The sequence below is a fragment of the Mycolicibacterium sichuanense genome, from assembly GCF_033741125.1.
Classification (GTDB): Bacteria; Actinomycetota; Actinomycetes; order Mycobacteriales; family Mycobacteriaceae; genus Mycobacterium.
This window is the reverse complement of sequence record NZ_JAWQPU010000010.1, coordinates 92,702-117,629: the sequence shown is the minus strand read 5'-3', so window position 1 is coordinate 117,629 and position 24,928 is coordinate 92,702. Positions and strand designations below refer to the sequence as shown.

Here is a 24,928-nt window from a genome sequence, read left to right as displayed (position 1 = left end):
CCACCCTATCCGAGAAGATCCCCTCGCCGTGAATCCGGACACAGTCGTGCTGCGCTTCGGCGCCCGTCGGACGCCCCGCGCGCTGTCCGACCTCCCCGCGGTCGACGTCGCGGGCCCCCCCGACGTCGACCTCGTGCTGGGGGCGCGCCGCCTGATCGTGCTCGGCACCCACGCCGACCTCGGCGTGGTGCTGGCCCGCCTGCTGCGCGCCGATCGCCTCGACGTCGAGGTCGCCCACGTGCGGCGGGGGTGCTCACCACGGCGCGCCCGCACGGGGGCCGCCAGGCGCGTCCCGCTGATCCGCGACGAGACCGGCGCCGTACTCACCAGGGTGGCCCACTGGCTGCCACCGGACGACGCCGTCCGCACCCTGACCGGCGAGGCCGTGGTCGACGACACGCGACTGTTCGACGGCGCCGTGGCCGGGGTGCGCATCGAGCCGACCCGGGAGTTGCCCGGCCTGCGCGCCAGGGTGCTCACCGGCCGGCTGCGACCTCCGCGGTGGATCGCCGGTCGCGCCGCCCAGCTGGGCACCACGGGCGCACTGGTCGAGCGCGACGGCGTGCGCGCCGCCCGCACCGCCCGCCGGTCCACGTTCTACCGCCACACGCAGGGCTGGTTGACGGTCGGTTGAAGTAGTTTCGTGTGGTGAGCAACGTCCGTCCGCTGCGCCAGTCGGTGCGCCCGAGCCCGGTGTTCCTGGCGATCGTCGCGATCACGGCCGCCGGCGGCGTGCTCGCCTGGCTGGCCGACGAGCCCCGCTCCCCGCTGTCCTACCTCGGGGTGTTCGTGTTCGTGGTGTTCGGCTGGCTGGTCTCGCTGTGCCTGCACGAGTTCGGCCACGCCTACGCCGCCTGGCGCTACGGCGACCACGACGTCGAGGTGCGCGGCTACCTGACGTTGAACCCGCTGAAGTACGCCAATCCGCTTCTGTCCCTTGGCATCCCACTCCTGTTCATCGCCCTCGGCGGGATCGGGCTGCCCGGCGGCGCGGTGTGGGTCAGGACGTCGTGGATGACCAAGCGGCAGCGCACGACGGTGAGCCTGGCGGGGCCGTTCGCCAACGTCGTACTCGCCATCGTGCTGCTGGCGGTGACGGCGCTGCTGTGGACCCCCGACCACGTCGTGTTCTGGGCTGCCATGGCATTCCTGGGCTTCCTGCAGGTCACCGCGGTGCTGCTCAACCTGCTGCCCATCCCCGGCCTGGACGGTTACGGTGCCCTGGAGCCGCACCTCAAGCCGGAGACGCAGCGCCAGCTCGCCCCGGCCAAGCAGTGGGGCTTCCTCATCCTGTTCGTCCTGCTGATGGCGCCGATGCTGAACAGCTGGTTCTTCTCCATCGTGTTCTGGTTCGTCGACCTGTCCGGGGCGCCTGGCGGTCTGGTGGGAATCGGCATGAATCTGACGCGGTTCTGGTCCGCCTGGTTCTGACCGGCATGAGTTCGCGTTGGCCCGTCGCGGTGCGCGCGGCGGTGAGCACCGCGATACCCGCCGTCGCCGGCTCGGCCACCGGCAACCTCGCGGCCGGGTTGATCGCCACCCTCGGCGCCTTCACCTCGCGCTTCGGCGGTGACCGGCCCTACGTCAACCGCGCCACGCAACTGGCCGTCGTCTCGGTGGCGCTGGCGAGCGCGGTGACCGTCGGCGCCTGGGCGGCGCAGGTGCCGTGGCTCGGCGTCGCGGTGGTCTCGCTGGTGGCGGTCGCGGCGGTGTGGTTGTGCAACGCCCTGGCCGTCGGACCGCCCGGCGCCTACGTGTTCGCCCTCGCGTGCGCGGCGGGGGTCGGCGTCTCGGCGGCACGCCTGGCGCCGTGGCAGCTCGGGCTGCTGGTGCTCGCGGGTGGCGCGGTGGCTTGGCTGGTGCAGATGGCCGGTGCCGTGCGCGGCCGTCGGCGTCCCGAACGCGCCGCGGTGACCGCGGCGGGCGCGGCCGTGGCCGCCTACCTCGAGGCAGTCGGATCGGCCGGTGAGGACGCCGCACGGCACCGGGCCGCGATCGCCCTGCACGCCGCATGGAACGCCCTCGTCGGCTTCCAGCGCGGCGCCGGTTCCGACGACGCCCTGGCTCGGCTACGAGCCGCGAACCACGCGCTGCACGTGCTGTTCGTCGACTCGATGTCCGCGACGGCGGTCGGTGACGGCCCGGCCCCCGACGCGGCCGACACCGCCCGGCGCATCGCCGACCTCGCGCTGGCCCCGGAGACCGTCGCCACCCGCGACGCCGACCGTGTCCCCCTCGGCAGGCCACCGGCGCGCACCCTGCTGCTGCGGGCGCTCGCGCCCGGTTCACACGTCCGGCACGTCATGGTTCGCGTCGCGGTCGCCGCTCCGCTGGCCGGAGCCGCCGCGATGGCGCTCGGCATCGGCCACCCGTATTGGGCGATCGCCGCCGCGGTGCTCATCCTGCACCAGGGTGCCGACCGCAGCCGGACCCTGCAGCGGGGTGCCGATCGACTCGTCGGGACGTGGGTGGGTCTGATCCTCGCCGCGGGGATCCTGTGGTGGCACCCGCAGGGGTGGTGGTTGGCCGTCGTCCTGGCCGCGCTGCAGCTCGCCATCGAGATGCTCGTCGTTCGCCATTACGGGCTGGCGTCGGTGTTCATCACCGCGGCGGCCCTGACCATCTCCACCGGCGCCCGCCGGGTCGACGTCGGAGAGCTCCTGCTGGACCGCGGCAGTGACACCCTGATCGGTTGCGCCGTCGGGGTCGCGGTGTACCTCGTCGCCAGCAGATTCCAGGAATCCACCCGATTGCCCGACGCGATCGCCGTCGTCGTGGCGGCGGTCGCCGACAGCCTGCCCCACCTCGCCGCCGATACCGCCTCCCTGGCGGCCCGCGGCGCTCGCCGAGACCTGCAGGTGGCCGCCATCGACCTACGCGACGCAGCCGACGCGGCCGCAGCCGGCTCGGTGCGCCTGCGCGCCGAGGGACGACGCTGGGAACCCGCGATCGCGGCTGCCGAGCAACTCGCCTACCGCGCGATCGCGGCGTGCTGGGAGATGGACGTCCGGGCGAGCGGGCCGCTGCTGGCACCGGCCGAGGCACGGGCGTCGGCCGATCGGCTGCGACGGCTGGCCGCCGCAGTCCGCACCGGCGCCGCACCGCCGTCGTTCGACGATTGCCCGGAATTCCTGGCCGCCGGCGTGCACGCGCTGTGCGACGCCGTCCGGCCCGGGCCTGGTTAGGCCAGTCCGAGCTCGGCGCGCGCCGAGCGGTCGCAGTCGTCGAGCAGATCGAGGCACCGCGCGTACTCGTCGGTCTCGCCGATCGCGTCCGCGGCATGCGCCAGGGCGGCCACGCAGCGCAGGAAGCCGCGGTTGGGTTCGTGGGCGTAGGGCACCGGACCGAAGCCCTTCCACCCGTTGCGGCGGAGCTGATCCAGGCCGCGGTGGTATCCGGTGCGGGCGTAGGCGTAGGCGGTGACCGCCTTGTCGTCGGCGAGGGCCTCCTCGGCCAGCGTCGCCCATGCCACCGATGCCGACGGATGCGTGGCCGCGACGATCGCTGGATTCTCACCGGCCGCGAGTTCAGCCTCGGCTTCGGGATCGCCTGGAAGCCGGACCGGGTCGGGGCCCAGCAGATCGCCCATGTGAGTCATGGGCCCATTGTGCCGTGCCGATCCCACGCCGCCGCCTGCAGGGCAGCACCCGAGCGCGGGTGGATAAGCTCTTGAAGAGTTGCGAGGGAGGACCGAGGCACCCATGTCGAACCCATCGGGAACGCACGGAAACGACGAGCCAGTACTCGATGACGGGTCCTCACCCGAGACCGAGGTGATCGATCCGAACGCCCTTGCCAAGGCGGCGGATTCCGAACCGTCCGAGCGCAGGTTCACCGCGCCGTCGGGCATGGACGCCGGGCGCACCCAGATCATCGAGACCGCGCCGGAGCCGGCCACCGAGATCTTCGCCGCGTCACAGGCGGGAGCGGTTGCGCCCCAGGTCATTCCGGGTCGGGGCGAGACGCCCAAACCGCCGGGCCGCCGACGCAGCTGGGGCTGGGTCATCGCGCTGATCCTGGTCATCGCCGCACTGGCCGCCGTCGCCATCCTCGGCACCGTCCTGCTGACCCGCGACGACGAGGCCGCCGCGTCGCGCGAGGACATGGTGCGCACCACCATCCAGACCTTCGACGGCGCGATCCAGAAGGGCGACCTGTCCACGCTGCGCTCCATCACGTGCGGCGAGACGGCCGATACCTACATCCGCTACGACGACCAGCAGTGGAAGGACATCCACTCACGCGTGGCCGCGGCACGGCAGTACCCCGTCGTCGCCAGCATCGATCAGGTGGTCGTGCACGATACGCACGCCGAGGCCAACGTCACGACCTTCATGGCGTTCGATCCATCGACCCGTTCGACGCGCAGCCTCGATCTGGAGTTCCGCGACGACCAGTGGAAGATCTGCCAAGCCCCCCAGTAGGGAGCTGATCTCGGCGCGGTTTCGTTGGGCGGGCGAACGAAACCGCGCCGAAATCGCTAGCTGGCAGAGACGCTGCGGCCCGCGCTGTGCAGGTCGTTGCAGGCCTCGACGACGCGCTCGGACATCGACGCCTCGGCCTTCTTGAGGTAGCTGCGGGGGTCGTAGACCTTCTTGTTGCCGACCTCGCCGTCGATCTTCAGCACGCCGTCGTAGTTGGCGAACATGTGCCCGGCCAGCGGACGGGTGAACGCGTACTGCGTATCGGTGTCGACGTTCATCTTCACCACGCCGTACTTCAGCGAGTCCTCGATCTCCGACTTCAGCGAGCCGGAACCGCCGTGGAAGACGAAGTCGAAGGGCTTGCTGCCCTCGGCGAGACCCAGCTTGGCGGCGGCGACCCGCTGGCCCTCGGCGAGGACCTCCGGACGGAGCTTGACGTTGCCCGGCTTGTAGACGCCGTGCACGTTCCCGAACGTCGCGGCGAGCAGGTACTTGCCGTGCTCGCCGTGGCCCAGCGCGTCGATGGTCTTCTCGAAGTCCTCAGGCGTCGTGTAGAGCTTGTCGTTGATCTCGGCCTCCACGCCGTCCTCTTCACCACCCACGACGCCAATCTCGATCTCGAGGATGATCTTCGCCTCGGCCGCAAGCTTGAGCAGCTCCTTGGCGATCTCGAGGTTCTCGTCGATCGGCACGGCCGAGCCGTCCCACATGTGCGACTGGAAGAGCGGGTTCTGCCCCTTGGCGACGCGCTCGGCGGAGATGGCCAGCAGCGGCCGCACGTAGGTGTCCAGCTTGTCCTTCGGGCAGTGATCGGTGTGCAGCGCGACGGTGACGTCGTACTTCGCGGCGACCACGTGGGCGAACTCGGCCAGCGCCACCGCACCGGTGACCATCTCCTTGATACCGAGACCGGAGGCGAATTCGGCTCCGCCGGTGGAGAATTGGATGATGCCGTCGCTGCCCGCATCGGCGAAGCCCTTGATGGCGGCGTTCACCGATTCCGAACCGACGCAGTTGATGGCCGGGAATGCGAAGGAGTGCTCCTTGGCACGGCCCAGCATCTCGGCGTATACCTCGGGCGTGGCGATGGGCATGGGCATTCCTCCTGGGGTTCCAGCGTCGTCCGTATGCGTAGGCAGTATCTCAGGCAGCCGCAACCCGGGGACACCCCAGGGCTAGACGGTGAGCACCATCCGGTAGTGCGCCTTGCCGGAGTCCATCGCCTCGAATGCGTCGGCGGCCTGGGCCAGTGGTACTTCCTGAATGACCGCCCGCACCCCGGTCTGCAGCGCGAAGCGCATGGTCTCCTCGACGTCGCGCGAGGTGCCCGACGGATGTCCGGTCACCGACAACCCCGAGTTGATGAGGTCCAGCGGGCTGATCGGCAGCGGTTCCGGCGTGACGCCGACGGTCACCAACTCCCCCTCGGGTCCGAGGCCCCCGATGGTGGCGGCCATCGCCTTCGACGCCGCGGCCGTCGCCAGCACGACGACCGCCCCGCCGAGCCTCTTGAGTTCGGCCGCGACGTCGGCGGTGTTCGAGTCGATGTAGTGGTGAGCGCCGAGCTCCTTGGCCGCCGCCTCCCGCTGCACGCCGCGGGCGATGGCCACGGTCTCGAACCCCATGGCCCGCGCGAACTGGACGCCAAGGTGGCCGAGCCCGCCGATGCCGAGCACCGCAACGAGGTCGCCGGCCTTGGCGCGCGTCTTGCGCAGCCCGTTGAACGTGGTGACCCCGGCGCAGCCCATCGGGGCGGCCTCGGCGAGTGACAAACCCTCGGGGATGCGGGCGAGTGCCGTCGCGGGTGCGGTCACCGACTCCGCGTAGCCACCCGGGTAGTGCCAGCTCGGCACCTGCATCCGTTCGCATTGCATGAAGTGCCCGCCACGGCACGGTACGCAGCGGTTGCAGTTGCCCCCGAACCACCCGACGGCGACACGATCACCGATGGCGAAGTCCTCGACCCCGTCCCCGACCTCGGCGACGGTGCCGGCGATCTCGTGTCCCAGGGTGAGTGGCCACTGCAGCCCCGGGAAGTGGCCGGCGTAGAACTCGCGATCGGTGCCATACACGCCGCACGCCGCAACCGCGATGCGGACGTGGTCGCTGGGTGGCGACGTGGTTTCGACGTCGGCGAGGACGAGCGCCCCACCGGCCTGCGCGACGTGTACTGCTTTGTGAGTGGCCATGGGCCGAAGATAGTCGCCACGACGGCCGCGAACCGCGGAAATTCGGGGTGGACAGGTGCCGCCGGTATCTTGGTGAGCCATGACGACCACCACCCTTGCGCTCATGCCGGACTTCCTCGATCCGGTGAAGCTCATCGGGTACTTCGGGCCGTGGGCCCTGGTCGGAGTGCTGGTCGTGGTCTTCATCGAATCCGGTGTGCTGTTCCCGGTGCTGCCCGGTGACACCCTGCTGTTCGTCGGCGGCATGCTGGCGGCCGGCACCGCCGCCCAGGCCAGCGAGGTCAACGCCAACTTTCAGCTGTGGCAGCTGCTGGTGTTCGTGCCGATTGCCGCCATCGCGGGCAGCCAGGTCGGGTACTGGATCGGCCGCTTCATCGGCACGTCGATGTTCAAGCCCAACGCGCGGGTGCTCAAACAGCGCTACCTCGACGAGGCACACGCGTTCTTCGAGCAGCGCGGCCCGTTCGCCATCGTGCTGGCCCGCTTCGTGCCGATCGTGCGCACGCTGGCTCCCATCACCGCGGGCGCCGCGCGAATGCACTATGCGGTGTTCACCCTGTTCAACGTGATCGGCGCGCTGGTGTGGGGCCTCGGCCTGATCCTTCTCGGGTACTGGCTCGGCCAGTTCGAGATCATCCAGAAGCTGCTGGAGCCGATCTTCATCGTGATCGCGCTCGCCTCGATCACCCCGCTGATCGTGGAATGGCTCAAGCGTCGGAAGGCGACCAAGCGCGCCGACGGCGTGACCGATTCCGGCGAACCGGCCACCGAGCCGTCCTAACCGAGCTCGAGGGCTTCGGCCAGCGTCCGCAGCGCCGACCGCGGGTCCGCCGTGGGGTTCTCACCGAGGACCTGGACGACGACGTGGTCGGCTCCAGCGTCGAGATGCGCCCGCACCGAGGCTGCCGCATCGTCGACCGTGCCCATCCCGACCAGTCCCTTGGCCAACCGGTCCGAACCGCCGCGCACCAGATCGGATTCCTCGAAACCCTGACGCAGCCAGGAGTTCCGGTAGTTGGGCAGCCCGCTGTAGACGTCGAGGTGCCCGTGAGCGAACCTCAGCTGCTCGTCGGCCTGACCACCCACCACGACGGCCTGCTCGCTGACGATCCACTTGTCCGGGCCGAGGATCTCGCGCGTCTTGCGGGACTGCTCGGGCATCACCAGGTACGGATGCGCACCGTCGGCATGGATGCCGGAGAGCTCGATCATCTTGGGGCCCAAGGCCGCCAGTAGCCGAACCGGCCGGCCCGCGCCGGGCTCGATCGCCTCGGGAACCGACGCCATCCTGTCGAGGTAGGCGCGCATCGTCGCCAACGGCTTGTCGTACACGCCGCCGAATCCATGCTGCACCAGCGGCGCATGGCTGACTCCGAGACCGAGGACGAACCGGCCGGGATGCAGTGCCGTGAGCAGCCGCCCGCCCGACTCGGCCGCCGACGCCGCCCTGGCGTGAATGTTGGCGATGCCGGTGCCGACGACCAGTCGGTCGGTCGCCGCCAGGAATGCCGCGGACTGGGTCAACGCCTCCTTGCCGGTCACCTCGGGCAGGAACAGCGAGCCGTAGCCGAGCGCCTCGATCTCGCGGGCGACCTCCTGGGCCTGGGTGATCGGCCAGGTATCACTGGCCCACCAGACGCCGATCGTGGCGGGGAAGTCGATGGGGGCACGTCCGGTTTCGGTCACCCGCTCGATGCTAGGGCGGTGCTCGCAGCGCCATGCACGCGGATCGATCCAGCTCCCGGCGACACCGCTTGGCGTTCCCCGAGACGTCGGTCCGAATTTGCCGATACCGGTAGCGCATCCTTGCCCCAGCAATTAGCCTCGCTTCGCGCGGCATTTATATCGCTTGCGTCAATAAAGTGTGGGGGGCTATCCAAATGACCGGCATGGACGACGTCGATCGGTGCGATCACCGCAGGCCCAGCGTGCGAATGTGGTTGAGCGCCGGCGCCATGACCCTGGGGATCGGTGCGGCACTGCTGGGCGGGGCCGCCGTCGCCACGGCCGATACGGGCAGCGGGGACGGGTCGTCGAGCAGCAGTTCCGGTTCCGATGCCACTTCGTCGGCATCGCAATCGTCCGCAGCGACGGGTTCGGAGGGTGCGTCCACCACCGCCTCCGCCAGCACGAACGCTCAATCGACAGCGACCTCCGCTGCAAATGATGAATCGACCTCGACGCCAGCCGTGAAGACGGCGGTGACCGATGACGCAGCAACCGTCGAATCGAGCACCACGTCGACCAAGTCGACGGCGCCGACGGGCAAGGTATCGACGACGGTCAGTGCGCAGAGCACCACCGGAACGTTCGAGACGGCGACCAAGGACACCGAGAAGCCGGTCACCACCTCCGAGGAGACCGCGGTCACCACGCCTGCTGCCGACCCAGCGCAGACGACCGAGACCACCTCGCCGACCACCTCGCCGACCTCCAAGACCACCGAGAAGACGACCGAGGACACCACCAAGACCGTAACGGAAGCGGTGTCGACGGCGACCAAGACCACCGCGAATGCGGTGGCCGCCACCTCGGCCTCGGCCCCATCCGCGGCGACCAGTGCACCCACCACACCCGTTGCGGCACAAACCGTTACGGGTTGGTCGCTGCCGACTCCTGGGGCCGTCCTGGCGGGCCTGCAGCAGTTCGGCGCCAATGTCTACCTGACCGTGATGAACCAGCTCTACGGTCTGCAACTCAACCTGGAGAAGTTCCGCGACGACCTGGCGAACGTCTTCGGCATCTCCCAGGTCGTCGTCACTGCGCCGTTGCCCTACGGCAATCCGGCCAGCACCATCCAGTACTACGTGCGCGCCGGCGACTTCTACTCGGCCGCACTGGCGACCGTCGCGATGGCCTATGGGCAATTGACCGGCACGACACCGGACCTCCAGGGCATCACCAACCAGGCGCAGACCACCGACAGCCTGGTCGTCGCCGGGCAGAAGATCTACCTTGGCCCCGGCTCTACTCAGTTCGTCAAGTGGATCGACAGCTACGAACTGTTGCAGGACAAGAACGTTCGAATCATCATGCGCCCCTACGGCAGCGATCAGTGGTCGAAGGCCTTCAACGACCTTGCGACCGGACTACAGGATCCGACCAAGGTCATGATCGTGCCGATCAGTGGTCCCGTCGACGATGAATCCGGGGACAACCAGAAGACGGTCGTCGTGCTCGGTGTCGACAACGTCAACCGCACCGTGACCATCAACGATCCGACCCGGGCCGACGGGCAAGGCCTGACCATGAGCCTCGACGACTTCATGAATGCCTGGAGCTCGACCAACTACCGGCTCGTCACCGCCCAGCTGGCCAGCTCCCCGCCCACGCCGCCGCCGGCGCCAAGCACGACCACGCTTCAGTGGTCACTGCCCCGCCCAGACCAGATCGGCCAGGCCCTGCAGAGCGCCGTGACCGGCATCGCCCAACTCGTCGTGCACCAGATCGATGGCATCGGAGACAGTTTCGCCGACCTCAGCTCAGATCTGGCCCGCACCTTCGGCGTCTCGAAACCCGTCGACATCGGACCACCCGCGCCGACGGACGTCCAGTACGGGGACTATGCCAAGAACTACCAGTATTGGAACTACCAGGGCGCTTACAACACCTGCGCACTGTGGGCGGGGGCCGCGGTCATCGCTCAGCTCACCGGTCAAGGAGCGCCAGTAGACATCACCGCATTGGGGCAAGACCTCATCTACACCGCCCAGAACACGGTCAGTGGGGTCAGAAGTGGCCCGATGTACGACGGCGTCGGCACCTTCAACCAAGATCTCGTCACGCTGTTGAACATGAAGGGGCTCAACGCCGATTACGTGACCTACCTCAAGACCGACGGCAATCAGGCTCTCCAAGGCTTGACTGCGGCGCTGGCACAGGGCCAGGGCGTGATCGTGCAAGTTCACAACAACACCGTCTACAACGCCTACGTCGACACGTACCTGGGTGAGGCCCTGAAGGGAATCGAACTGTTCAGGGATGAGGGCCCGCCTGCGGCCAATCACGCAGTCGTGGTGTTGGGAGTGGATCTGACCAAGAACGTCGCGTACATCAACGACAGCAGATGGCAGAAGGGGCAGGGGCTTGCGGTGCCGCTGAACCAATTCATGAAGGCCTGGCAGTACAGCGACTACGCCACGGTGACCGCCGAGCTGCGCACCACCTGACGGTCAGCGGTGGATGCGGCCGTCGCCCTCGGTCAGAGGTCGACCGCCGCCACCCCACCGCCCGGCGATGATCTCGGCCGCGATCGACACCGCGGTCTCCTCCGGCGTCCTGGCGCCCAGGTCCAGTCCGATGGGGCTGGAGAGCCGGCTCAGCTCGGCGTCGGTGAGCCCGGCCTCACGCAGCCGTCGGAGGCGGTCGTCGTGGGTCCGGCGGGACCCCATCGCTCCGACGTAGCCGACTTCGGGCAGTCGCAGCGCGATCTCGAGCAGCGGCACGTCGAACTTGGGATCGTGGGTCAACACGCAGATCACTGTCTGGGCGTCGATCGCACCGGCCCGCACCTGTGCCTCCAGGTAGCGGTGCGGCCAGTCCACGACCACTTCGTCGGCACTGGGAAACCTTGCGGGCGTGGCGAATACCGGTCGCGCATCGCACACCGTCACGCGGTAGCGCAGGAAGCTGCCGAGCTGGGCGACCGCCGCGGCGAAGTCGATGGCACCGAAGACGAGCATGCGCGGACGCGGCGAGTGGCTGGCGACGAACACCTCCATGCCGGCCCCGCGGCGCTGACCGTCCGGCCCGTAGGTCAGCACGTCGTTGCGGCCCGCGGCGAGCAGTCCGCGGGCATCGTCGGTGACGGCCGCGTCGGCGCGCGATGAGCCAAGTGATCCGGTGACCTGGTCACCGCGAAGCACCAGGCGTCGGCCCACCCAGTCGGCCTGCGGGTGGGCGATCACGGTCGCGATCGCCGCCGGCCGGTGACTGGCGAGGTCGTCGGCCAGGTCGGCCAGCTCGGGAAAGCTGCTCTGGGAGACGGATTCGACGAATACGTCGATGATGCCGCCGCAGGTCAGTCCGACCGCGAAGGCGTCGTCGTCGCTGACCCCGTAACGCCGTAGGACGGGACGGCCCGAACCGGACACCTCGGTGGCCAGCTCGTACACCGCGCCCTCGACGCAACCACCGGACACCGACCCGCTGACCGTGCCGCCCGGGCCGACGAGCATCGATGCCCCCGGCGGTCGAGGCGCCGAGGAGTAGGTGCGCACCACCGTTCCGATGGCCGCCGTCCCACCGGACCGCCAGATCGCCAGGAGTTCATCGAGGACGTCGCGCACGTGACCACGGTAGGCGCACCAGACCCGCGCTGCAGCGAGGGTCCTGGCGCGGTCACGTCCTCGCGTGCTCCGCGAACTCCCCCAGCCAGTCCGGATGGTCGATGGACGACGGCGTGAGCACATCGGACGGGTTGGCGCCCAACAGTATTCGCTTGATCGGAATCTCGAGCCGCTTACCCGTCATGGTGCGCGGAATACCCGCCACCGCGATCACGTCGTCGGGGACGTGCCGCGGAGACGCGCCATCGCGGACGGCCTGCACGATTCGCGTGCGCAACCGTTCGTCCAGCTCCACGCCCTCGGCGCACGCCACGAACAGCGGCATCCAATAGCCACCGTCGTCGAGTTCGACCCCCACCACCAGGCAGTCCTGGATCTCGACCATGCCCTCGACGGCGTCGTAGATCTCGGCGCTGCCCATCCGCACCCCGCCGCGGTTCAGCGTCGCGTCCGAACGGCCATGCACCACGATCGAATTCCGCTCGGTGATGGTGATCCAGTCCCCGTGGCACCAGACGCCCGGGTACTTGTCGAAGTAGGCCTTGCGGTACTTCTCTCCGTCCGGGTCGTTCCAGAAGAAGACCGGCATCGAGGGCATGGGCTTTGTCACCACCAGCTCACCGGCCTCCCCGACGACGGGCCGCCCGTGGCCGTCGCCGGTCTCGACCCAGGCCTGCACGGCGGCGCCGAGGCAGATTGCGTTGAGCTCGCCAGCCCGGATCGGCACCACCGGAGAACCTCCGACGAAGGCCGTCACGACGTCGGTGCCACCGCTCATCGAGATGACCGGCAATGGTCGGCCGATGCTCTCCTGCAACCAGCGAAACCCGGAGGCGGGCAATGGCGAGCCCGTCGATCCGATCGCCCGCAATGACTCCAGCCGATGGTCCGCACCGACCCTGGTGCCGTTGGCCTCGGCCTCCTTGGCGCAGGCCAGCCAGTATCCCGCGCCGGCGCCGAGCACCGTCACGTCGTGCTCGGCCGCCACCTGCCACAGGTAGTCGGTGCGGCCGAAGGTGGGGCTGCCGTCGTACAGCACGATCGTCGACCCGACGAGCAAACCCGACACCAGCAGGTTCCACATCATCCAGCTGGTGGAGGACTGCCACAGGAAGCGGTCCTCGGGCTTGAGGTCCAGTTGCAGGTTCAGGTACTTGACGTGTTCGAGCAGCACGCCGCCATGTCCGTGCACGATGCCCTTTGGCGTACCCGTGGTCCCCGAGGAGAACAGCACCCACAGGGGATGCTCGAATGGCACGGACGTGACGTCGAGCTCCGCGTCCTTCCCGCGCTCGAGAACGTCGCGCCAGGCGGTGGTGCCGTCGACGGTGGCGCCGAGGCGCGGCACCAGCACCACGTCCTTCACCGTCGAGAGCTGCGAACGGATCTCGGCCAACTCGGCTCGGCGATCCCGCCGCTTGCCGGCGTACACCGACCCGTCGCTGGCGACCAGCACCGTCGGCTCGAGCTGTCCCAGCCGGGCCACGACCCCGCCGACGGCCAGGTCCTGGTTGCAGACCGCCCAGGTGGCCCCAACGCTGGCCGCACCGAGGAAGGCCACGACGGCCTCTCCGATGTTGGGCAGGTAACCGACCACGCGGTCACCGGGGCCGACGCCGAGCTCGCGAAGGTAGGCCGCGAATGCTGCTGTCTCGCTGCGCAACCGCGCCCACGACCACTCGACCGAACCGTCCTCACCGGCCACCACCATCGCCGGCCGGTCGTCGGTCGCGTGCCGGAAGGTCTGCGTGACGTAGTTCAGCGTGGCGCCCGGAAACCATTGGGCGCCTGGCATGTCGGTGCTACCGAGGACTGCGGTCGGCGGTGTCGCGGCCTGGATGTCGAAGAAGTCCCACACCGCGCCCCAGAACCACTCGAGGTTCTCGACGGAGGCCGCCCACAGCTGCTGGTAGTCGGCGAACTCCCCTCGCCCGCGCTCGGCGAGCCACCCGATGAAGCGGGTCAGGGTGGCGTCCTCGATGGTCTGCCGATCCGGCGTCCAGCCGCCCGGCTCCCGATCGGCGGCGGTCATCGAGTGCCATCCTCCCCGGCGTCGGTGGAAGCCTCGTCGGCGGCAGGCTCCGCGATGCCGGCTTCGTCGGCGACGACGTGCGCCGCCTCCATCAGCATCCAGCCCGACAGTTGCACCGAGAGGTCCCGCTCCGGAGTCTCGGACGCATTGACCGCACCCTCGACGAACTGGGCGTCCTTGCCGCCGAGACCGGGGATCTCGGCCTCGCGATCCCAGAAGGCGGCGAACAGCGGCAGTCCGTCCACGGTCTGCCGGTTCTCCCACGCCGAGTCAGCCGAGGTGCTCACCAGCGCCGTTGCGATGGAACGAGTTTCGACGTCCTCGGCCGACGTCCCGGGCAGCGTCGTCGCGACCAGTGCCAGGTAGCGCGCCAGAATGCCGTCGAAGAGCCCGCCGTCACCACCGCCCGCTCCGGCGATGACGCCGCCGGGCGCCATGTGGTCGCGCACCGCCCGCGCCAGCCGGTGCACGCGCGCGGCATGCCGGTCGTCCTGGGTGCGGGCGGCCAGCTCCACCTCCAGCCCGAGGACGACGCCCTGGCAGTAGGTGTACTGCGCGCGCACCAGCGAACCGCCCTTGATGCCGTCGAACACCAGCCCGGTGTCCGGGTCGATCAGGGTGTCGTCGATCCAGTCGGCCATCTGCTGGGCTCGTCGCAGCCGGTCGTACCGGGCCAGGAAGATGCCCGCGGGTCCGTTGGCCGGGGCGTTGAAGAACTGGTCCTGCTTGCGCCACGGGATGCCGCCTCCGTCCTCGGGCACCCAGGCGCCGAGGAACTGGTCGGCGAGCTTGGCCAGTGCGTTGGGGCGCTCGACGCTGGCCTGGCTGCCCGCCCGCTCCAGGGCCAGTGCCAGCCATGCCATGTCGTCGTAGTAGTCGTTGGTCCAGCGGCCGGTGTTGCGCCAGTGATGGCCCCGGATCTGGCGCTCGATGCTCGCCTTGCGCTCGGGCCGGGGATCACGCAGCTGCGCGTCGACCAGGCAGTCCAGCAGATGCGCCTGCCACCAGTAATGCCATGTCCCGAACGACAGGTACTTCTTGGTGGGCGGCCAGGCGACGACGCCCAATTGGGTGCCCGGCAGCCGCCACAACTTGCGGAAGTGCCGCTTGGTGATCGCCGCTTCGGCGCTGGCCGCGCGGTTGGCCCACAGCTGATCCATTGATTCTTCCCGTCGCTACGCTCGCCTGGTGGGGATGATCCTGCCCTACCAGGCGCGCGATGTGTCGGCATGCGTGGTGATCCAGGCATGCATCGCGATGCCTGCCGCAACCGCGGCGTTGACGCTTCGCGTCGAACCGAACTGCGCGATCGACACCGTCATGGTTGCTCCCCGTCGCGCGTCCTCGGTGATGCCGGGCCCTTCCTGGCCAAAGATCATCAGGCAGTTCCTCGGCAGGCGGGTGTGCTCGAGCCGCACGGCACCTGGAACGTTGTCCACCGCCACCACCTCGAGACCGTGCTCGGCTGCGAACGCCAGTAGCTCGGCGGTCGAGTCGTGGTGGCGCAGCCGTTGATAGCGGTCGGTCACCATGGCCCCGCGCCGATTCCACCGGCGCCGGCCAACGATGTGCACGGTGTCGACGGCGAACGCGTTGGCGGTGCGGACGACGGCACCGATGTTGGCGTCGTTGCCGAAGTTCTCGATCGCGACGTGCAGCGGGTGCCTGCGCCGGTCGATGTCGGCGATGATCGCCGCCCGCGTCCAGTACCGATAGGCGTCGACGACGTTGCGGGTGTCCCCGTCGCGCAGGAGCTCGGGGTCGTACCGCGGATCGTCGGGCGGCGGGCCCTCCCATGGGCCGACACCGGGGCCGCTCCCCCACTCCGTCGGGCCAGGCACCACTTCGTCAATCACGGGTCGTCCACAGGGCGGCATGGGTGCCGATCACGGCGACCGTGGCGTACAGCAGCGCCTGGTTGATCTCCCCCTGCGAGCACAGCGACCCGCGCACCGAGACCGCGTCCAGCGACGAGTCGGGCAGCACCAGCATCGAGGACCCGTAGGTCGCACAGGCATACGAGAGTCCCTTGCCGGGAAGCGTCGGCGTGATCTGGACCATCAGCGGACCCCCGCGGCGGATCGAATCCTCGCGGTAGCGCGACGCCAGCCCGGTGACGTCGAGCCCGAGCAACATGTAGCCGTTGCCGGTGAAGGCGTTCGGTTCGCCGAGCGCGGTCGGCATCAGCTGCGCTCCGCTGGCATCGAAGGCGTCCACGCTGGTGGACTTGAGCACCAGGCCGGTCTCGGTGTCGCTGGTCGGGTTCAGCCCGACCGGGAAGGACGCTCCGTAGGCGGCGATGGTGCCGGGAATGCGGTCCTGGGGCGAGTAGGCGTACACACCGCGCACCTGGGTTTGGTCGCGCAGCGGTCCGAGACACACCGTCCCGGACAGCTTGTCGGGGTTGGGCGAGGCCGCTGGCTGCAGGCCGAGGTCGGTGGCGTTGGCGCAGCTGCCGACGGCCGTGCTCTCCAGTGGATGGGCCAGCGCGCCGTACAGCCCGAAGCGCAGCGAGTCGGCCTTGACGTGCTGGCCTCCCGGTCGAGCCGCCGAGGCGTCCACGTCGATCAGGACGTGATCCCCCTCGAAGCGCAGGTTGGCCACCGAGACGTTCCAGCCGAGCACGGCGATCGACTCGCCGATCTTGGCGCCCTGCGTGGCGTACGGGCTCGCCTGCCGGTCATCCGAACAGCCGACCAGGGCAGCACCGGTGACAAGGGCCAGCAGCAGTGCGAGGACAGCGCGCACTCAGGTCCGCCCGCGGCCGCGGCCAACGACCTTCGTGGCCGCGCGCACCAGGCCTCGGGGCACCACGCGGCCGGCGGTGGTGAGCACCTTGTACTGAAGCCCGGGCACGATCACCACGCGCCCCTTCGCCACGTCGGCCAGGCAATCGCGCACGACGTCGGCCACCTCGAGCCACAGGAACGACGGCGTGCCCAACATGTCGATGCCGGCCCGCTCGTGGAACTCGGTGCGGACGAAGCCAGGGCACAGTGCGTGCACCCCGACGCCAGTGCCGTCCAGACCGTTGGCCAGTCCCTCGGAGAACGCGATCACCCAGGCCTTGGACGCGGAGTACGTCGACCCCCGGCCCGGCAGCAGTCCTGCGACGCTGGCCACGTTCACGACGGTGCCGGCGCCGGCGGCCAGCATGGGCGGCAGCGCGGCGTGCGTCAGCTGCATTACGGCGGTGACGTTGACGTCCAACTGCGCCTGCAGCGTGGCGAAGTCGGCAGTCCAGAATTCACCCGAGGTGCCAAAACCGGCGTTGTTCACCAGGATTCGCACGCCCGCGGCGAGGCGGTCGGCGACCTTGGCGCGGTCGGCGGCGACGGCCAGGTCCGCGGGAAGCACCTCGACCTCGACACCGAGTTCGTCGCGCAGTTCGGCGGCCAGCCGTTCCAGGCGTTCGACGTCGCGCGCGACGAGGACGAGGTCGTGACCGTCGGCGGCATAGCGGCGGGCGAAGCCCATGCCGAGACCGGCTGTCGGTCCAGTGATCAGTGCAACGGGCCGTGACATGCCGTCAGGTTACGCGGGGGCGGCCACGCGTCCGGAGGGGCTGGGAGTCAGCGCTGGTAGTGCGGCGACTGCCGACCGTTGCGCACGGGCGGGCGCTGCTGGGTGTAGCGGCCGACGTCACCGCGGGTGGGGGGCGCGTCGGTTCGGCCGGCGGGCAGTTCGGCGGGCCGGGAGGCCACCGGGCGGCTCGGCGAACCACCACGCCGGGCCAGCGCCTGACCCGCGACACCGTTCTGACCGGGCTGCGGGATCGGCGGCAGCACGCGCAGCAGATCGTTGAACTGCCGCACGGTGAGCAGACCCTCGTCCCACTGCGCCCGCGTGCTCGTGATCGGCATGCTGACGAGCGTCCAATGCTGCTCGTTCCACATGATCTCGGCGCAGTCCGGTGCGGCGTGGGCGAACGTCACCATGCGCCGGTCGCAGGCGCGACGGGCGGCGTCGAGGTTGGTGGAGTAGACCATCCGGGGTCCGATGGCACCGAGCAGCCAGATGTCGCTCTCGCGTGGCTCCTTGATGTCCTTGAGCCGGACGTCGACGACCACGTTGGTACCCACCTTGCGGTGCAGCGCGATGACCGTCGCCACGTCCTCGAGGTCGAAGATGTAGACGGCCTCGCCGCGAATCTGACCGAGGACCACGTTCTTGGCGGAGACGTCGCCGACGCTGGACATCACGCCGCGCTTCCAGCGCTTCACGATCTCGGTCGACTCGTGCTCGTAGTCGAAGCCGTGTGACTTGGCCCACGACTTGCGACGCCGGCCGAGACCACGTCGTTTGTCGAGGTCCACGTACAGCAGAACCGCCGCACCCACGAAACAGAGTGCGGACAGCGTGAACCAGAGCGGGACCATTGCGACCCAGCCTACTGGTTGGTACCGGTTTCGCCAGAACGGAAGCAGATCACGAACTCGTCACAGCTCGTGGGGCCGGCTCGCCACGATCGCCCCGCACACTGGTCGAGTGAACGAGCTGTCGGGCAAGTCCTTCCTGGTCGTCGGTGCGACGGGCGCGCTCGGTTCCCGCATCGCCCGCCTTCTGACCGACCGCGGGGCCGACGTGACGATCACCGGCCGCTCCGGCGACACGCTGGCCGGGTTGGGCCTCGACGCGCACGGCGTCGCGGCGGACCTACGCGAGCCGGACGCGCCCCGCGCCGTGGTGACGGCCGCGGCGCGACGGTACGGCCGACTCGACGGGCTGGTGATCGCGGCCGGCGTGGTGGCCTTCGGGCCGCTGACCGAGGTCGACGACGACACCGTCGACGATGTGCTGCTCGTCGACTTCCTCGCGCCGCTGCGGCTGATCCGCGCCGCGTTGCCCGTGCTCGAGCCGGGCGGAGTGATCCTCGGCATCAGCGCCGTGGTGGCCGAGAAGCCGATGGCCAACATGGCCGCCTATTCGGCGGCCAAGGCCGCCATGGCGGCTCTGTTGACCGCGGTGCGCGCCGAGGCCCGCCGACGCAAGGTCCGCGTCGTCGACGTCCGGCCGCCACACACCGAGACCGGGCTGGCCGACCGGGCCATCGCGGGCAGTCCCCCGAAGCTGCCGACCGGCCTGGATCCCGACGTGGTCGCGGCCCGCATCGTCGAGGCCCTGGTGGGCACGGAGACCGACGTGCCCAGCACCGCCTTCTGACACGCGAACGTGGAAGTTCTGCCACGCGCCCCTCGACGGAGGCGTGACAGAACTCCACATTCGGCTCGAGAACCTAGCCCAGGATCAGGCTCTCCCCGTCGGCGCTGAGGTTGACCGGCACGACGTCACCGTCGTGCACCTCGCCGGCGAGCAGCAGCTTGGCGAGCTGGTCGCCGATGGCCTGCTGCACCAGCCGACGCAGCGGACGCGCCCCGTAGAGCGGGTCGAAGCCGCGCTCGGCCAGCCAGGTCTTGGCGGGCAGCGACACCTCGAGCTGCAACCGGCGCTGGGAGAGCCGCCTCTGCAGCTGCTGCAGCTGGATGTCGACGATCTGGACCAGCTCGTCGGGCTGCAGGCTGTCGAAGATCAGCACGTCGTCGAGACGGTTGATGAACTCCGGCTTGAACGCCGCCCGCACCGCCGCCATCACCTGCTCCTCGCTGCCGCCCGCCCCGAGATTGGACGTCAGGATGAGGATGGTGTTGCGGAAGTCGACCGTGCGGCCCTGGCCGTCGGTCAGCCGGCCCTCGTCGAGCACCGCGAGCAGCACGTCGAACACGTCCGGGTGAGCCTTCTCGACCTCGTCGAACAGCACCACTGTGTACGGGCGTCGGCGCACCGCCTCGGTGAGCTGCCCGCCCTGGTCGTAGCCGATGTAGCCGGGAGGGGCACCGACCAACCGAGCCACCGAGTGCTTCTCGCCGTACTCGCTCATATCGATGCGGACCATGGCCCGCTCGTCGTCGAACAGGAAGTCCGCCAGCGCCTTGGCCAGCTCGGTCTTGCCGACGCCGGTGGGTCCCAGGAACAAGAAGGATCCGGTCGGACGGTTGGGGTCGGCGACGCCGGCCCGGCTGCGGCGAACCGCGTCGGAAACGGCCTGCACGGCCCTGCGCTGACCGACGACCCGCTTGCCGAGTTCGTCCTCCATGCGCAGCAGCTTGGCGGTCTCGCCCTCGAGTAGCCGACCAGCGGGAATCCCGGTCCAGGCGGCCACGACGTCGGCGATGTCGTCGGGCCCGACCTCCTCCTTGAGCATGACGTTCTCCTGCGCCTGAGCCTGCGGCAGGGCGGCGTCGAGCTTCTTCTCGATCTCCGGGATGCGGCCGTAACGCAGCTCGGCGGCCTTGGCCAGGTCACCGTCGCGCTCGGCGCGCTCGGACTCACCGCGCAGGTGGTCCAGCTGCTCCTTGAGGTCGCGGACCACGTCGATGGCGCCCTTCTCGTTCTGCCACCTGGCCGTCAGCTCGGCGAGCTGCTCCTTCTTGTCGGCCAACTCCGCGCGCAGCTTCTCCAGCCGTTCCTTCGAGGCGGCGTCCTCCTCCTTGGACAACGCCATCTCCTCGATCTCCAGGCGGCGCACCAGGCGTTCCACCTCGTCTACCTCGACGGGACGGGAGTCGATCTCCATGCGCAACCGCGAACCGGCCTCGTCGACCAGGTCGATCGCCTTGTCCGGCAGGAAGCGGCTGGTGATGTAGCGGTCCGACAGCGTCGCCGCGGCCACCAGGGCGGAGTCGGTGATCCGGACGCCGTGGTGCACCTCGTAGCGATCCTTCAGACCGCGCAGGATTCCGACAGTGTCCTCGACGGAGGGTTCACCGACCATCACCTGCTGGAAGCGTCGCTCCAGGGCCGCGTCCTTCTCGATGTACTTGCGGTACTCCTCGAGCGTGGTGGCACCCACCATGCGGAGTTCGCCGCGAGCCAGCATCGGCTTGATCATGTTGCCGGCGTCCATCGCGCCCTCACCGCTCGCGCCGGCCCCGACGATGGTGTGCAGCTCGTCGATGAAGGTAATGACCTGACCGGCCGAGTTCTTGATGTCGTCGAGGACGGCCTTGAGGCGCTCCTCGAACTCTCCGCGGTACTTGGCACCGGCCACCATCGACCCCATGTCGAGCGAGACGACGGTCTTGTCGCGCAGGCTCTCGGGGACGTCACCGGCGATGATGCGCTGGGCCAAGCCCTCGACGATGGCGGTCTTGCCGACACCGGGCTCGCCGATGAGCACCGGGTTGTTCTTGGTGCGGCGGCTCAGTACCTGCACGACGCGACGGATCTCGTTGTCACGGCCGATGACCGGGTCGAGCTTGCCTTCCCGCGCGGCGGCGGTCAGGTCGGTGGAGTACTTCTCCAGCGCCTGGTAGCTGCCCTCGGGGTCGGGGCTGGTGACGCGGGCGCTCCCGCGCACCTTGGTGAACGCGTCGCGCAGCGCCTGGGGAGACGCGCCGTGGCCGCTCAGCAGCTTGGCGACGTCGGAGTCACCGGTGGCCAGGCCGACGAGCAGGTGCTCGGTGGAGACGTATTCGTCGTCCATCTCGGTGGCGAGCTGCTGGGCCGCGGTGATCGCCGCCAGCGATTCACGCGACAGGTTCGGCGTCGAGTTGGCCCCACTGACCTTGGGAAGCCGGTCGACGAGGCCGGCGGCCTCGTTGCGGATGGTCGTAGGGTCGACTCCGACCGCCTCAAGCAGTGGCGCGGCGATGCCCTCGTTCTGCGTGAGCAGCGCCATCAACAGATGCGCGGGCCGGATCTCCGGGTTGCCTGCGGCAGTAGCCGCCTGCAACGCCGAGGTCAGCGCCGCCTGGGTCTTCGTGGTCGGGTTGAACGAGTCCACGACACCTCCATTCCATTCTTGGGAAAATGTTTCTCGCGTTGTCCAACGTCGTCAAGGTTGAGTCTGTTCCGCTCAACTTATGCCATTTTCCGCCGGCTGGATAGAGCCGTTGGACCCGGATGCCCCAAGCGGTCCGGTCCAGAGGTCGTATCGCCGCTGGCGAACCGACATTGGGCGTCGTTTCAGTCCACGCTCAGCCCTCTCTTGGGGTGCGGGTGCAAAGTCGTGCAGGTGGAGAGGAGCGTGCGATGGTCGCGGGCTTGCTGGGCTTTGCCCTTCTACTGTTCGAAATTGCGTTGATCGCGCGGATGATCGTCGACTGGACGGGCGTCCTGGCACCGGACGGCCGAGGCAGCGGCCTGCAACGCGCGCGCCGGTTCACCTACGCCATCACCGAACCGGTGCTCGGCCCGGTGCGGCGGGTGTTGCGACCCGTGCGAATCGGCTCGGTGTCGATCGACCTTGCGTTCACCGCCGTCTTCATCGCCGTCGTCATCCTGCGGTCCGTCGTGGCCTCGTCGCTGCCGTTCTGACGTCGGCTCACAGCGCGGCCAACCGCCGGCCCCGCACGTAGACCTGGGCGATCGAGTCCTCCCGCAGGCCCATGAGCAGAGCGAACAACGTCTGATCCCGGGCCAGGTCGGCGTCGTCGGAACGGTGCGCGTTGTCCAGCAGACCCTTGAGCGCACCGGCCGGCTCGACCACGACGAAGTCGGCTTCCTTGCCCGTGTCGAAGTTGCCGAAGCGGTTCTCCATGTCCAGCGCCCGCGCTCCGGCCAGCGTGCCGATGAAGAGCATCTCCGCGGGGTGCATGGACACTCCCGCGTCACCGGGCTCGGTGATGTGCTGTTTGAAGGCGTCGCCGAGCACCCGCGGGATCAGCCACTCGTCACCGCCGCCGAAGTCGGTTCCAGCGGAGACGTTCACCCCGGCGGCGACCGTGCGCTTCCACGGCATCGTGCCGGACCCGAGGAATAGCTGCGAGACGGGGCAGTGCGAGATCGACGTGCCGGTCTCGGCCATCCGCTCCAGCTCGACGTCCTGGCAGTGCACGCAGTGCGCCAGGATGGTGCGCTTGCCCAGCAGGCTCTTGCCGCCGACCCGAGAGCCCGGCAGGAACTTGCCGTCGTAGGTGTCCAGGTACGAGTCGACCTGGTAGGTCTGCTTGGTGGTGTCGACCTCGCCGGTGCCGGGGCGGTCGTTCTCGTTGAGGTGGCTGTGCACGTAGACCCCGCGGTCCTTCACCTCGTCGTACAGCTCGCCCAGATTCTTCAGCGTCTCCGTGGTCACCGACAGCGAGAACCTCGGCACGATCGCGACGTGCAGCAGTGCGGTGTCGACGTCCCCGGTGTCGGCAGCGTGCCACTTCTCGATCTCCTCGCGGGTGAGTCGAATCGCGTCCTCCTCCGACGTGACGAGGGGCTGCGCGGTCTGTCCGCCGACGGTCTGGATGCCGCGGCCACTGACGACCCGCAACCCCGCCTCCTTCGTCCGCTCGAACAGCGAGTCCTGCGCATGCGGAAACGCCGATCCGAACACCATCGCCGCCGTGGTGCCCGCCGCGATGCGCCGATTGCAGAACTCGACCGCCGCCCGGGCGGCGAACTCGGGATCGGCGAACCTGCTCTCCGAGGGGAAGATGCACAGGTTCAGCCACTCCAGCAGCTGGCCGCCGCCGTAGGAATCCCCGGCATAGGTTTGGGGAAAGTGGACATGGGTGTCGACGAAACCGGGCAGCAGGTATCCGCCGCGGTGATCTGCGACCGGTGCGGGGTCGTATTCGCTTGGCAACGAGGCACGTTCACCGCAGTACACGATGGTGCCCGCGTCGTCGACGACGAGCGCGCCGTCGGGAATGCTGACGAGCGCCTGGGCGGCCTCGGTCACCAGCGGCTGCCCGGCGACGTGGAACACGTGTCCGAGATGGACCTGCGTCATGAGTCAATCTCCCTCGTTGTGGTGATGAATCCGATTATCCGACAGGTCAATTCGCAGCGCGGCGCGAAGAGGTGGCCCGCCCGGCAAAGGGTGCGCGGGGTCACGGCAAGGTCCAGAACTTCACCGTGACGAGGTAGAAGATCAGCGCCCACACCGCGTTGATGGCCAGTACCAGCGCGAAACCCTTGACGTTGGTGACGGGTTGGCGCGCGTTCTTCGCCGGTGACATCCAGAATCGCAGGATCGGGTTGCCGTAGAAGGGCATCGTGACGTAGCTCATGACGAAGCTGGACAGCAGGTTGCCCACCAGCATCCCCAACCACAACGGCATGCCAAGCGGGGCAGTGAGCAGGGTCAGCAAGACCACCGTCGGATAGAGCCCCATCCACACCGCGATCGAGGTCTTGAAGTCCGACGGGGGTGGTGCTGCCGAGTCTCCGTAGTCGAACCAATTGCCGAACGAGTGGTCGATCCTTCGCAGCGTGAAGTCGGCGAACCGGTCGTCGGACAGCAACTTCTGACGCGCGTCGGACGTGAGCCATGCATCGAGGTGCTCGGCGGTGTCGAACTTGTAGGAGATGGTCCACTCGTCCTGGACGCCCTCGACGGGGCGGAAGATCTCCGAGCCGCGGAACCCGGTGAACCTGCTCTCCTCGTCGTCGACCGCGGCCTGCCACGCCAGGAAGTCCTCGACCTGATCGGGAGCGACCCGGTGACTCACGACGACGGTGACCAGCGTGTCGTCGACCTTGCTGTCCTGAGCGATCACCTGCTGGGTGCCGGGGCCGTCGAACAGGTCGGCGCCACGGTCCAGGAAGTCCTGGCGGGTGGCACTGTTGAGCCACTTTTGCATGGTCGCCACCGAATCGAACTGGTACACCGCCACCCAGTCGGTTTGCTCGCCACTCGGCGGGCGCACCTCGACGCCGCGAAACCCCGGGTAGCGCGCCGATGCCACGCTGAGCTTCTTCTGCCACTCGACGTAGTCGTCCTCGCGTCCGGGGTGGATCCGCTGTCCGATGAGAAGCGTTGCGGCACCAGCGGGCGGCGCCGTCGCCGGGCCGGCCACGCTGCCGGTGTCGTCGGTCATCTAGACCTTCCTGGAGGGGTGCACGACCGCCGAGGGCGACGCCGGGAGCCATCGGGCAGGGACACCTCGTGAAGCGACGTCCGACGGCCGCCGGCGGCCCCACTCTAGCCAGAAATCGATGCCGCCGTCGATCGATCGGCGCTTGCCAAGCCCGCGCCAGAGCCCACCTAGATCCACGGCGGCG

The 24,928-nt window shown here is 69.1% G+C and carries 23 protein-coding genes; 8 read left to right on the top strand and 15 right to left on the bottom strand.

Translation table 11 applies throughout. The annotated features are described in order from the left end of the window. Positions 1-28 precede the first annotated feature (28 nt). Genes SBI80_RS24745 through SBI80_RS24735 form a run of 3 tightly spaced genes read left to right on the top strand, consistent with a single transcriptional unit; the run spans position 29 to position 3,185 of the window. Positions 29-634: a peptidase M50 gene (locus tag SBI80_RS24745; protein WP_318977497.1), complete on the top strand. Its 606-nt coding sequence runs from the start codon at positions 29-31 to the stop codon at positions 632-634. Between the two features lie 14 nt (positions 635-648). Continuing rightward, a complete protein-coding gene (locus SBI80_RS24740) occupies positions 649-1,431 on the top strand; it encodes a site-2 protease family protein (protein ID WP_318977496.1) in 783 nt (260 codons plus the stop codon). Between the two features lie 5 nt (positions 1,432-1,436). Continuing rightward, on the top strand, positions 1,437-3,185 hold the full coding sequence (locus tag SBI80_RS24735; protein WP_318977495.1) for an FUSC family protein: 1,749 nt from the start codon (positions 1,437-1,439) through the stop codon (positions 3,183-3,185). Here SBI80_RS24735 and SBI80_RS24730 read toward each other — a convergent pair. Further along, positions 3,182-3,598: a DUF3151 domain-containing protein gene (locus SBI80_RS24730; protein ID WP_318977494.1), complete on the bottom strand. Its 417-nt coding sequence runs from the start codon at positions 3,596-3,598 to the stop codon at positions 3,182-3,184. The genes SBI80_RS24735 and SBI80_RS24730 overlap by 4 nt on opposite strands. A 103-nt stretch (positions 3,599-3,701) precedes the next feature. On the opposite strand from SBI80_RS24730, the gene SBI80_RS24725 reads away from it, so the two are divergent. Next, positions 3,702-4,424 carry an Rv0361 family membrane protein gene (locus SBI80_RS24725; RefSeq protein ID WP_318977493.1) on the top strand — a complete coding sequence of 241 codons (723 nt, stop codon included), beginning with the start codon at positions 3,702-3,704 and terminating at the stop codon, positions 4,422-4,424. 56 nt (positions 4,425-4,480) lie between these two features. Here SBI80_RS24725 and fbaA read toward each other — a convergent pair whose 3' ends face one another. Then, entirely contained in the window at positions 4,481-5,518 is a 1,038-nt protein-coding gene (gene fbaA, locus SBI80_RS24720; RefSeq protein WP_318977492.1) for a class II fructose-bisphosphate aldolase, read from the bottom strand. A gap of 81 nt (positions 5,519-5,599) precedes the next feature. Then, positions 5,600-6,613, bottom strand: coding sequence for an alcohol dehydrogenase catalytic domain-containing protein (locus SBI80_RS24715; protein WP_318977491.1), 1,014 nt, complete (start codon positions 6,611-6,613; stop codon positions 5,600-5,602). Positions 6,614-6,692: 79 nt separating this feature from the next. On the opposite strand from SBI80_RS24715, the gene SBI80_RS24710 reads away from it, so the two are divergent. After that, positions 6,693-7,394: a DedA family protein gene (locus SBI80_RS24710; RefSeq protein WP_318977490.1), complete on the top strand. Its 702-nt coding sequence runs from the start codon at positions 6,693-6,695 to the stop codon at positions 7,392-7,394. On the opposite strand, the gene SBI80_RS24705 is transcribed toward SBI80_RS24710, so the two are convergent. Together SBI80_RS24705 and SBI80_RS24700 are read right to left on the bottom strand one after the other, a co-directional pair. Beyond that, complete coding sequence (locus tag SBI80_RS24705; RefSeq protein ID WP_318977489.1) at positions 7,391-8,299, bottom strand: LLM class F420-dependent oxidoreductase; 909 nt, start codon at positions 8,297-8,299, stop codon at positions 7,391-7,393. The two genes, SBI80_RS24710 and SBI80_RS24705, sit on opposite strands and share 4 nt — an antisense overlap. A 226-nt stretch (positions 8,300-8,525) precedes the next feature. Next, the gene (locus SBI80_RS24700) at positions 8,526-8,726 is read right to left on the bottom strand and encodes a hypothetical protein (RefSeq protein WP_318977488.1); all 201 of its coding nucleotides are present in this window, start codon (positions 8,724-8,726) and stop codon (positions 8,526-8,528) included. A gap of 88 nt (positions 8,727-8,814) precedes the next feature. On the opposite strand from SBI80_RS24700, the gene SBI80_RS24695 reads away from it, so the two are divergent. Continuing rightward, entirely contained in the window at positions 8,815-10,782 is a 1,968-nt protein-coding gene (locus tag SBI80_RS24695; protein ID WP_318977487.1) for a C39 family peptidase, read from the top strand. 3 nt (positions 10,783-10,785) lie between these two features. On the opposite strand, the gene SBI80_RS24690 is transcribed toward SBI80_RS24695, so the two are convergent. Genes SBI80_RS24690 through ttfA form a run of 7 tightly spaced genes read right to left on the bottom strand, consistent with a single transcriptional unit; the run spans position 10,786 to position 18,312 of the window. After that, entirely contained in the window at positions 10,786-11,901 is a 1,116-nt protein-coding gene (locus SBI80_RS24690) for an XdhC family protein (RefSeq protein ID WP_318977486.1), read from the bottom strand. 52 nt (positions 11,902-11,953) lie between these two features. Beyond that, positions 11,954-13,933 (bottom strand): acetoacetate--CoA ligase, encoded by a 1,980-nt coding sequence (locus SBI80_RS24685; RefSeq protein ID WP_318977485.1) that lies wholly within the window; start codon positions 13,931-13,933, stop codon positions 11,954-11,956. Further along, complete coding sequence (locus SBI80_RS24680; protein ID WP_318977484.1) at positions 13,930-15,093, bottom strand: glycoside hydrolase family 76 protein; 1,164 nt, start codon at positions 15,091-15,093, stop codon at positions 13,930-13,932. The genes SBI80_RS24685 and SBI80_RS24680 overlap by 4 nt, the downstream gene beginning before the upstream one ends. A 45-nt stretch (positions 15,094-15,138) precedes the next feature. Continuing rightward, positions 15,139-15,789, bottom strand: a complete 651-nt coding sequence (locus tag SBI80_RS24675; protein WP_413232805.1) for a TrmH family RNA methyltransferase — start codon at positions 15,787-15,789, stop codon at positions 15,139-15,141. Next, entirely contained in the window at positions 15,782-16,681 is a 900-nt protein-coding gene (locus SBI80_RS24670; protein WP_318977483.1) for a hypothetical protein, read from the bottom strand. The genes SBI80_RS24675 and SBI80_RS24670 overlap by 8 nt, the downstream gene beginning before the upstream one ends. Next, entirely contained in the window at positions 16,682-17,458 is a 777-nt protein-coding gene (locus tag SBI80_RS24665) for an SDR family NAD(P)-dependent oxidoreductase (RefSeq protein ID WP_318977482.1), read from the bottom strand. Between the two features lie 47 nt (positions 17,459-17,505). Then, the gene (gene ttfA / locus SBI80_RS24660; RefSeq protein ID WP_318977481.1) at positions 17,506-18,312 is read right to left on the bottom strand and encodes a trehalose monomycolate transport factor TtfA; all 807 of its coding nucleotides are present in this window, start codon (positions 18,310-18,312) and stop codon (positions 17,506-17,508) included. A 109-nt stretch (positions 18,313-18,421) separates the two neighbouring features. Between ttfA and SBI80_RS24655 the strand changes: the two genes are divergently transcribed. Continuing rightward, positions 18,422-19,096, top strand: coding sequence for an SDR family NAD(P)-dependent oxidoreductase (locus SBI80_RS24655; RefSeq protein WP_318977480.1), 675 nt, complete (start codon positions 18,422-18,424; stop codon positions 19,094-19,096). Positions 19,097-19,169: 73 nt separating this feature from the next. Here SBI80_RS24655 and clpB read toward each other — a convergent pair whose 3' ends face one another. Continuing rightward, entirely contained in the window at positions 19,170-21,716 is a 2,547-nt protein-coding gene (clpB, locus tag SBI80_RS24650) for an ATP-dependent chaperone ClpB (protein WP_318977479.1), read from the bottom strand. Between the two features lie 248 nt (positions 21,717-21,964). Here clpB and SBI80_RS24645 point away from each other — a divergent pair, with 248 nt between their 5' ends. Next, a complete protein-coding gene (locus tag SBI80_RS24645; protein ID WP_318977478.1) occupies positions 21,965-22,249 on the top strand; it encodes a YggT family protein in 285 nt (94 codons plus the stop codon). 7 nt (positions 22,250-22,256) lie between these two features. Here the strand turns inward: SBI80_RS24645 and SBI80_RS24640 are convergent, their stop codons facing one another. Beyond that, positions 22,257-23,654 (bottom strand): amidohydrolase family protein, encoded by a 1,398-nt coding sequence (locus SBI80_RS24640; RefSeq protein ID WP_318977477.1) that lies wholly within the window; start codon positions 23,652-23,654, stop codon positions 22,257-22,259. A gap of 100 nt (positions 23,655-23,754) precedes the next feature. Then, positions 23,755-24,744 (bottom strand): antibiotic biosynthesis monooxygenase, encoded by a 990-nt coding sequence (locus SBI80_RS24635; RefSeq protein WP_318977476.1) that lies wholly within the window; start codon positions 24,742-24,744, stop codon positions 23,755-23,757. Between the last annotated feature and the right edge of the window lie 184 nt (positions 24,745-24,928).

What these genes read in the sequence shown, in the direction of transcription:
- ttfA (WP_318977481.1), bottom strand. Translation starts at nt 18,312, where the DNA reads ATGGTCCCGCTCTGGTTCACGCTGTCCGCACTCTGTTTCGTGGGTGCG.
- SBI80_RS24665 (WP_318977482.1), bottom strand. Translation starts at nt 17,458, where the DNA reads ATGTCACGGCCCGTTGCACTGATCACTGGACCGACAGCCGGTCTCGGC.
- SBI80_RS24640 (WP_318977477.1), bottom strand. Translation starts at nt 23,654, where the DNA reads ATGACGCAGGTCCATCTCGGACACGTGTTCCACGTCGCCGGGCAGCCG.
- SBI80_RS24735 (WP_318977495.1), top strand. Translation starts at nt 1,437, where the DNA reads ATGAGTTCGCGTTGGCCCGTCGCGGTGCGCGCGGCGGTGAGCACCGCG.
- SBI80_RS24715 (WP_318977491.1), bottom strand. Translation starts at nt 6,613, where the DNA reads ATGGCCACTCACAAAGCAGTACACGTCGCGCAGGCCGGTGGGGCGCTC.
- SBI80_RS24725 (WP_318977493.1), top strand. Translation starts at nt 3,702, where the DNA reads ATGTCGAACCCATCGGGAACGCACGGAAACGACGAGCCAGTACTCGAT.
- SBI80_RS24685 (WP_318977485.1), bottom strand. Translation starts at nt 13,933, where the DNA reads ATGACCGCCGCCGATCGGGAGCCGGGCGGCTGGACGCCGGATCGGCAG.
- SBI80_RS24645 (WP_318977478.1), top strand. Translation starts at nt 21,965, where the DNA reads ATGGTCGCGGGCTTGCTGGGCTTTGCCCTTCTACTGTTCGAAATTGCG.
- fbaA (WP_318977492.1), bottom strand. Translation starts at nt 5,518, where the DNA reads ATGCCCATCGCCACGCCCGAGGTATACGCCGAGATGCTGGGCCGTGCC.
- SBI80_RS24730 (WP_318977494.1), bottom strand. Translation starts at nt 3,598, where the DNA reads ATGACTCACATGGGCGATCTGCTGGGCCCCGACCCGGTCCGGCTTCCA.
- SBI80_RS24680 (WP_318977484.1), bottom strand. Translation starts at nt 15,093, where the DNA reads ATGGATCAGCTGTGGGCCAACCGCGCGGCCAGCGCCGAAGCGGCGATC.
- SBI80_RS24635 (WP_318977476.1), bottom strand. Translation starts at nt 24,744, where the DNA reads ATGACCGACGACACCGGCAGCGTGGCCGGCCCGGCGACGGCGCCGCCC.
- SBI80_RS24710 (WP_318977490.1), top strand. Translation starts at nt 6,693, where the DNA reads ATGACGACCACCACCCTTGCGCTCATGCCGGACTTCCTCGATCCGGTG.